The sequence below is a fragment of the Mycobacterium sp. ACS4331 genome, from assembly GCF_001667265.1.
Lineage (GTDB): Bacteria > Actinomycetota > Actinomycetes > Mycobacteriales > Mycobacteriaceae > Mycobacterium.
The window spans coordinates 1-7,552 of the sequence record NZ_LZHW01000037.1 but is presented as its reverse complement, the minus strand read 5'-3'; the positions used below and the strand labels follow the sequence as shown (position 1 = coordinate 7,552).

Below are 7,552 nucleotides of genomic sequence, written 5' to 3'. Positions count from 1 at the left end.
GCGTGGCCGCGACACCTGGACCGTCGAGTAGCCGGACCGCCAAACCCCCCTATTGGGCGCGAAACCCCGGGTTTTGCGCGCCCAATCGTCGGTTTCGGCACATTGGCGGGCTAATCTGTCGGCATGTCCTCTCCACTGGCCGGCGTCGTGCTGGCCGGAGGGGCGTCGCGTCGAATGGGCCGGGACAAGGCCACCATGGTGTACCCGGCCTCCGGCAGCCGGACGATGGTCGAATCCGTCGTCGAAGCGCTGTCGCCACGCTGCGCCCCGGTGTTCGTCATCGCCGCTCCCGGACAGCGGCTGCCCGAACTCGATGCCACGGTCCTGCGTGATGAGGTGCGCGGCGTCGGGCCACTGTTGGCCACCGGTCGCGGGCTGCATGCCGCGGCCGACGCGGGCTGCGAGCGCGCCTTCGTGTGTGCGGTCGACATGCCGTTCATGACGCCCGATCTCATCGGGGAGTTGGCGTCTCATGTCGGTCCAGACGTGGTGTTGCCGTGGGACGGTCGCGACCACTACCTGGCGGGGGTGTACCGCACGGCCCTCGCGTCGCGCGTCGACGATCTGGTGGCCCGCGGTGAGCGCAGCATGCGCGCGCTGGTCGACTCGGTCAACACGCAGCGGATCGTCCTGCCCGAGACCGCCGCGTTGACCAACGTCAACACCGCCGCAGACCTGGTATGAGCTCGCACCGGCCCACGAAGGCCGACGTGGCACGGTTGGCGAATGTCTCCACTGCAACGGTCAGCTATGTGCTCAACGACGTTGCGGGCCGGTCAATCTCGGAACGCACCCGAGAGGCTGTCCGTCGTGCGGCCGATGAGTTGGGGTATCGGCCGAACCTGGCGGCGCGCAACCTGGCCCGTGGAGCCAGCGGTGTCGTCCTCTACGTGGTGCCGAGGGTCGCACTCGGAGAGCTGGCCATGGAGGTCGGCAGCCGGATGACCACCGCGTTGGCCCGGCACGGCGTGCTGCAGATCCTGCAGTTCGAGACCGAGGATGACAGCCTTCTCGTCGACGCGATCGCTGACCTGAATCCCGTTGCGGTGACCAGCCTTTTCCCTTTGACGGGACCCGCGTTGGAGGCGGTCCGGGCGGCGGGGATTCCGCACATTCATCTTGGCAGTGCAGAACTCAACGCACTGGGTGATCTGCACCTGGCGGTGGGGGAGTTGCGGGTGGACCATCTGACCGCGCGGGGGCACCGCCGACTGGCGTTCGCCTACACCGGTGTCAGCAGGTGGCTGCCACTCGGGGACTACTGGTTGACGGGTACGACGGAGGCCACACGCCGCCGTGGACTGCCGGATCCGGTGGTCGGGTCGGTGCGCGCGGAGACCGCGGCCACGGTGGTCGCCGAGTGGCATCGGGTGGGGATCACCGCGGTCTGCGCCCAAAGTGACGAGACGGCTTTTGTGGTGCTGCACGGTGTTCGGTTGGCGGGGTTGCGGTGTCCCGACGATCTTGCGGTCATGGGAGTCGACGCCACCCCGACGGCCGAGGTCAGTTCTCCGCCCCTGACGACGGTGGGCTTCGACGCCGGCGCGATTGTGGACGTCGCGGTGGCGGCGATGCTGTCCGAACTGGGCTATCCCGGTGTGGTGCAGCGGGTGGACGTGCCGATCGCGTCTGTGATCACCCGCGAGTCGACCTGAAAACCCTGGACTTCGACTGGTTACGCGCGTAACCTCCGCCGGGAGGCCTGCGGAAAGGACCACCTGATGGCAACGCGTGCACTGTCGGTTCCGACAAGCTGGGACGAGGTCACGCCTGCGTGGATGACCGCGGCACTGGCCGACGACGTCCCTGGCGCCGAAGTCGACACCGTCACAGTGGCCACTCGCGACGACGGCACCAACCGCCGAGCCCGCCTGAGTCTGACTTATCGCACGGGGGCGGGACCGCAAACGGTGTTCGTCAAGGCGGCCGATCCCGACCACAAGGAACTGATTCGCCTGACCAGTGGCATGTTCCACGAACCACGACTGTTCAATGCGGTGAAATCCGGTGTGCCCCTTCCTCTGGAGCACCCACACGTCTATGCGGCGGCCCTCGACGAGGATGCCTACGATTTCATTCTGGTCATGGAGGACCTCGACGTGCGCGGTGCCGACCCCCGCGACGCCACCCGGCCGATGACTCCCGAGCAGGCCGCCGCGGGTGCGCGTGGACTGGCCAGGATGCACGGCCGGTTCTGGGCTGAGCGGCTGGACGCCGAGGAGGGTTTGGCGTGGGTCGAACCGTTTCTGCCGTGGGACGGCATGGAGATCGCTCCGCTGCCGGAGGCCTTGAAACGCTTGGGCGACAACGCTCCTGACGAGGTCAGGGCGTTGACGATCGAGTCGCTGATCGAGCAGATCTGGAAGCCCTACATTCGCAGCCTGACCGCCTCTCCGGCAACACTTCTGCACGGTGATCCGCACATCGGCAACACGTACGTGGTGCCCGACGGCGACGTCGGCTTCCTGGATTGGCAGGTCGCCCGGCGGGGCAACTGGTCGTTGGATCTGGGGTATTTCCTGCAGGGCGCGTTGACAATTGAGGACCGGCGGCGCCATGAGGCCGACATTCTGAGTCAGTATCGCGACGCCCTGGCCCTGCCGGAGGCGGAACTTCCGTCGATGGCCGAGATCTGGCTGCGCTATCGCGCCTCAGTCGCGCACGGGCTCACGCTGTGGTTGTGCACGGCGAGTGCGGGTGAACTCTGGCAGCGTCCCGATATCGCGATCGCCCTAGCACAGCGTTATTCCGCGGCTTTCGCCGATCTGGAGAGTGCTGCGGCAATTTCGGCAATCGGCTGCTGACCTGCCGAATAAGGTGAAGTCCCTGTCGTCACAGGGGTCACAGCAGCATCTTCACGAGCAGTGAGGTTGAGGCGCAATCGATTTGGTGCGGGGCGTGGAAAACGTGGGCCACGTCACAATTTCCCCGTGATATACGTCACCAAACGCCGCTTTCCCCAGCGTAAGTCAGCCTATTGCGAATGCGGTATTGACCTGCGAGGATTTCGGACAAGCCCGACCGTGATCTGTCCGTTATCAAACTGAGATACCCACTCTGCTGATGTGACTAACCCGCGCGGGCTTTGTACGGTCAGTTTCGACCCCAGATAACCCGGGGACGAACAATTTCAAATATCACCCTGCGTGTGAGTGGGACTGTTGGAGGCCGTGATGGCCTCACCGGCTGTCGGGCCAGCGTTCCCGACGGGGTAGTGAACCTCCCACTGCCGTGCCTGACCGAGACGGCACGGCTCAGACAATCACCGCCTGATTCCCCAGGCTTCACGCGTCCACCCCTGTGGACGTGTCATTGGCGCGCGCGTGGCGAAAGGAATGACATTGAAGAACCTCCGGAAGACACTCACCATGGCCGCCATCGGTGGAGCCCTCACGGTTGCTCCGCTGGCCCTGTCGGCTACCGCGAATGCGGACAGCGTGAACTGGGATGCCATCGCGGCCTGCGAGTCCGGCGGTAACTGGGCCATCAACACCGGCAACGGGTACTACGGTGGCCTGCAGTTCTCGATGAGCACCTGGCGTGCCAACGGTGGCAGCGGATCGCCGCACAACGCCAGCCGTGCCGAGCAGATCCGGGTGGCCGAGAACGTGCTGCGCTCCCAGGGCATCGGCGCCTGGCCGTCCTGCGGCGGACGCGGCTAGTCAGCTTCCCCCACGAGAGCCGGGCATCACTGATGCCCGGCTCTCGTGTCTTCTGGGGTGGTCAGTCCGGCAGGCGGAACGCCGAGCGGGCCGCGATCTGGGCGAGGTGCCATGTCAGCACCGCCTCAGGCACCAGCACCGTCGCGCGCGTGGCGGCTGCACTCAGCGCGGCCGGCCGCAGGTTGACCACCCGGCCGATCAGCCTCGATTCCCGCACCAGCCTGCGGACGCGGGGTTTGCGAAAGGCCTCGAAGCGCGCGAACGCGGTCGCCAGATCCGGTGCGGTGTCCACCAGGTGGGCCAGGACGGCAGCGTCCTCCAGGCCCTGACAGCCGCCCTGGCCCAGATGCGGGCGCATGGGGTGGGCCGCGTCGCCCACGAGTGCGACGTTGTCGCGGGTCCAGTGCCGAGCGCCGTCCCGGTCGTACAGATCGTTGCGCAGGACAGCCTCGGGCGGCGTGGCGGCCAGCACCGCGGGCACCGGGTCGGCCCATCCGGCGAACCTGTCGAGCAGGTACGCCCGCTCACCCTGCGGTGACCGGTGCCCCTCTGATCGCCGCTCGGTCGCGAACCAATAGGTGCGGTCGTCGCCGAGGGGCACGTGGCCCGCCTCCATGCCGGGCCCCATGGTCTCCCCGGCAAGGTCGGGATCCACCACATACTCGGCCACCCCCCGCCATGCGGTGTAGCCCGCATAACGCAGCGGCAGAGGCCCGTTGAGGTGCCGCGCCACCGTCGAGTGAATGCCGTCGGCGCCCACCACGGCGTCGGCCTCGACGGTGGCCGCCCCCGACACGGTGACCGTCACGCGCTCGCCGCGTGAACTCAGTCCCGTCACCGGCGCTTCGTACCGCACTGTCCCCGGGTGCAGCGCCGAGGTCAGGGCGTCGCGCAGGGCTGAACGCTGCACCACGACAAGGGGTTCCCCCAGCGCCTTGACTATTCGCTCGGCGGACGGGCGCCGCAGCCAGGTGCCGTCGCGCCAGCGCATCGCGCCCGCGGTGACCCTGCCTCCCGCGTCGCGCACCGCGTCTCCGAGTCCGATGGCGTCGAGCGCCGCGAGCGCGTTGGGCCAGATGCTGATGCCCGCGCCGGGTGACGTGTCCGCCCGTTCCTCAAGGACACACACGGAATGGCCACGCCGCTGAAGTGCCGCCGCGGTGGCAAGACCGGCGATGCCCGCACCGATGACCGCGATGTCGTGTGCCATGGCCTCAAAGTACGGCAGGCCCCGAGATTCAAGAGTCCGAGACGTCGGTTTCACGTTCCTGAAACGAGCCTTTGATCTCCTATGCGTGAACAACGTCAACCGGAGGTGTCCATACGTGAAACCCGCACTGGAACTGACGAGCGTGCCGCCCTGGGCAGTCGCCCCGTCACAACCCGACGCCGACCTTTCCGGCACGTCATGGACGGTGGTGGCGGTCGGCGCCGGCGCCGATGAGATCGTCGAGACCTGGTGTGCCAAGATCGCATCCGCTCGACCCGATGCCGAGGTGCGGGTCCATCGCGTCGACGACGGCGAGGCGGGTGGCCGCGCGGTGAGCGCAGAGCTGGCCGACGCGCGGGTGGGTTGGCGACTGATGATCGCCGGTCCCGCGGCCGAATGCCTGCGGGTGCGAGCCCATGCGGTTCGCCTCGACGTCGCGGACGACGAGATGACCGTCGCGTCGACGGATGTGACGGTGCGCCGTGTGCAGTGCGTGCACTGCGGCGCGCACACCAGCGCCCCGGCCGCACTCGAGGACACCGTCGGCTGCAGCGGATGCGCTCGCAATCTCTATGTCCACTACCATGTCTCGCGCCGCCAGGGAACTCACCTCGGGTTCATGGTGGACGCCGAGCGGCCCGCGGAGGCCACCGCATGACAACGCTGGATCTTGTGGTCCGGGCCATCGATGATTCAATCCCGGGGGTGCGCAGCCTGGCCCTCGCCTGCGCCGACGGCGGGGTGTTGCCGTCCTTCACGCCGGGCAGCCACATCGTCGTCGAGTGCGGCTCGGTCGCCAACGCCTATTCGCTGACGGGCGACTCGCTGCAGCCGAGGCAGTATGAGATCTCGGTGCTCGAACAACCCGACGGGGCCGGTGGATCCCGGTGGATCCACGCACTTGCGGTCGGCGACGCCGTGTCGGTGCTGGCGCCCCGCAGCGCCTTTGCGCCGATCCTGCGCGCCAGCAGACATCTGCTGATCGCCGCCGGAATCGGCGTCACGCCCATGGTCTCCCATCTGCGCAGTGCGCGGCAGTGGGGACGCAAAGTTGACGTCATGTACCTGCACAAGCCGGGCCGAGGCGCGCACCTCGGCGACATCGAAGCATTGACCGACGGTGCGCGGATCTTCACCCAGCGCAACGATTTCCTGGCGACCTTGCCGACCGCCCTGGCCTCTGCGCCGTTCGGTGCCCACCTCTACGTGTGCGGTCCCTCGACGTTCATCGACGACGTCGTGGCCGCCGCGGTAGAGCACGGGTGGCCGTCGAGCCGAATCCACTTCGAACGCTTCGGAGTCGGCGCGCTCGACCCGGGGGAGCCGTTCGTGGTCAGGCTCGCGAACTCCGGCAGCAGCATCGAGGTCGATTCCGGGGTGTCGCTGCTTCAGGCACTGGAGGCACAGGGGTATGAGGTGCCCAACCTGTGCCGACAGGGTGTGTGCGGTGAGTGCCGGCTCACGGTTTCGGCCGGCGACGTCGAGCATCGCGACATGTATCTGACCGACGCCGACAAGGAGGCCGGCGACGCCATCATGGCCTGCGTATCCCGCGCGGCCGCAGGAGAACTGGAGTTGAAGCTGTGACGATGTCTTTGGTGTCCGCACCCGATCTGGTGGCGACGTTCCCGTTTCCGTTCCCCACCGACCAGTACCGCTACACCACCAACGTCGAACCCGCGGGCGGTGCGGTGTCCACCCCCGCAGGATCCTGGGGCGAACGTGTGGTGGACGTCGACAGCGAGTACGAACACGAACTGGCGCAGCGCGCACAGATTCTGAGCGACGATCCGACCCGCTATGCCGTGCTGCCACACATGCGGGTGGCCTGCTGGGACGCCATGCTCACCCTGATGGGGGAGCTGGCCAAGGCGTATCCGGACGTGATGTCGCTTGAGCGGTCTGGCGACACGTGGCACTGGCGCAACGAGAGATTGGGCATCGCAGCGGACTTCGTGCTCGGCGACGAGTCGACGCTCCCGGCCGAACCGCTGGCCTACATCGGCGCTCAGGTGCAGGAGGACATCGTGCTGCTCGACCAGCGCGACGGCGACCTGTTCGGTGACGCCGGCGTGGTGACCTTCGCTGCGGACTGGTCATTCGGGTTCGACGTCGGCATGTCGTTCCTGGAGATTCATGGCCCCGTGCCCCGCCTCCGGGAGACCGGTGTGATCACCCGGGCCAGAGAGTTCCTGATGCGGTTGCAGCCGGGGGAGACCTACCGGCGGACCAACTGGACGCTGACGATCGGTCGGCGCCTTGACGTCTCGACCGAGCGGTACCACGAATGGGGGCCGGACCGGGTCGCCGTGCAGGTCGTCGACGACGAGGAGTTCGGTCGCCTCGTGCACCTTCGCGTCGAAGTGCAGCATCTGATCAGGCTTCCTGAGTCGGGCGCGATCTGCTTCCTGATCCGCAGTTACATGCTGCCGTTCGTCGACCTGGCGACCGTCCCGGCCTGGCGTGCGCGAGCCGCTGCGGTCCTGGCCGACCTGCCCGACGACATGGCCGACTACAAGGGCATCATCAGCTACCGCGACCGTGCGGTCGCCTGGCTCACCGGCCGCGCCTGAACCCACCCCGGGGGGGGGGCGGGGCAGGCGCGCCCCCGCGGGGGGGGTGGTTGGGGGGGGGGGGGGGGGGGGGGGGGGGGGGGGGGGGGGCGGGGGGCGGGGGGGGG

Annotated in this window: 7 protein-coding genes and 1 pseudogene; 7 read left to right on the top strand and 1 reads right to left on the bottom strand. The window is 67.9% G+C overall.

Annotation, left to right across the window (positions count from 1 at the left end; translation table 11 throughout):
- Nucleotides 1-123: 123 nt before the first annotated feature.
- From mobA to A5727_RS09550, 4 genes and pseudogenes are all read left to right on the top strand, one after another.
- Complete coding sequence (gene mobA, locus A5727_RS09565; protein ID WP_082949707.1) at nucleotides 124-684, top strand: molybdenum cofactor guanylyltransferase; 561 nt, start codon at nucleotides 124-126, stop codon at nucleotides 682-684.
- Entirely contained in the window at nucleotides 681-1,655 is a 975-nt protein-coding gene (locus tag A5727_RS09560) for a LacI family DNA-binding transcriptional regulator (protein ID WP_068248214.1), read from the top strand. The genes mobA and A5727_RS09560 overlap by 4 nt, the downstream gene beginning before the upstream one ends.
- A 66-nt stretch (nucleotides 1,656-1,721) precedes the next feature.
- Nucleotides 1,722-2,804: a phosphotransferase gene (locus tag A5727_RS09555; RefSeq protein ID WP_068248210.1), complete on the top strand. Its 1,083-nt coding sequence runs from the start codon at nucleotides 1,722-1,724 to the stop codon at nucleotides 2,802-2,804.
- 624 nt (nucleotides 2,805-3,428) lie between these two features.
- Nucleotides 3,429-3,662: pseudogene (locus A5727_RS09550) on the top strand (transglycosylase family protein); the annotation flags it as partial.
- A 61-nt stretch (nucleotides 3,663-3,723) separates the two neighbouring features.
- Here the strand turns inward: A5727_RS09550 and A5727_RS09545 are convergent.
- Nucleotides 3,724-4,872, bottom strand: coding sequence for an FAD-dependent oxidoreductase (locus A5727_RS09545; protein ID WP_068248208.1), 1,149 nt, complete (start codon nucleotides 4,870-4,872; stop codon nucleotides 3,724-3,726).
- Between the two features lie 115 nt (nucleotides 4,873-4,987).
- Here A5727_RS09545 and A5727_RS09540 point away from each other — a divergent pair, with 115 nt between their 5' ends.
- Genes A5727_RS09540 through A5727_RS09530 form a run of 3 tightly spaced genes read left to right on the top strand, consistent with a single transcriptional unit; the run spans nucleotide 4,988 to nucleotide 7,445 of the window.
- Nucleotides 4,988-5,530 (top strand): dimethylamine monooxygenase subunit DmmA family protein, encoded by a 543-nt coding sequence (locus A5727_RS09540; RefSeq protein WP_068248205.1) that lies wholly within the window; start codon nucleotides 4,988-4,990, stop codon nucleotides 5,528-5,530.
- Entirely contained in the window at nucleotides 5,527-6,459 is a 933-nt protein-coding gene (locus tag A5727_RS09535) for a PDR/VanB family oxidoreductase (protein WP_068248203.1), read from the top strand. The genes A5727_RS09540 and A5727_RS09535 overlap by 4 nt, the downstream gene beginning before the upstream one ends.
- Before the next feature lie 8 nt (nucleotides 6,460-6,467).
- Nucleotides 6,468-7,445 carry a heme-dependent oxidative N-demethylase family protein gene (locus tag A5727_RS09530; RefSeq protein ID WP_068248220.1) on the top strand — a complete coding sequence of 326 codons (978 nt, stop codon included), beginning with the start codon at nucleotides 6,468-6,470 and terminating at the stop codon, nucleotides 7,443-7,445.
- Nucleotides 7,446-7,552 lie beyond the last annotated feature (107 nt).

Bases quoted from the DNA above. Each gene is read 5' to 3' on its own strand.
- mobA (WP_082949707.1), top strand. From the start codon at position 124: ATGTCCTCTCCACTGGCCGGCGTCGTGCTGGCCGGAGGGGCGTCGCGT.
- A5727_RS09560 (WP_068248214.1), top strand. From the start codon at position 681: ATGAGCTCGCACCGGCCCACGAAGGCCGACGTGGCACGGTTGGCGAAT.
- A5727_RS09555 (WP_068248210.1), top strand. From the start codon at position 1,722: ATGGCAACGCGTGCACTGTCGGTTCCGACAAGCTGGGACGAGGTCACG.
- A5727_RS09545 (WP_068248208.1), bottom strand. From the start codon at position 4,872: ATGGCACACGACATCGCGGTCATCGGTGCGGGCATCGCCGGTCTTGCC.
- A5727_RS09535 (WP_068248203.1), top strand. From the start codon at position 5,527: ATGACAACGCTGGATCTTGTGGTCCGGGCCATCGATGATTCAATCCCG.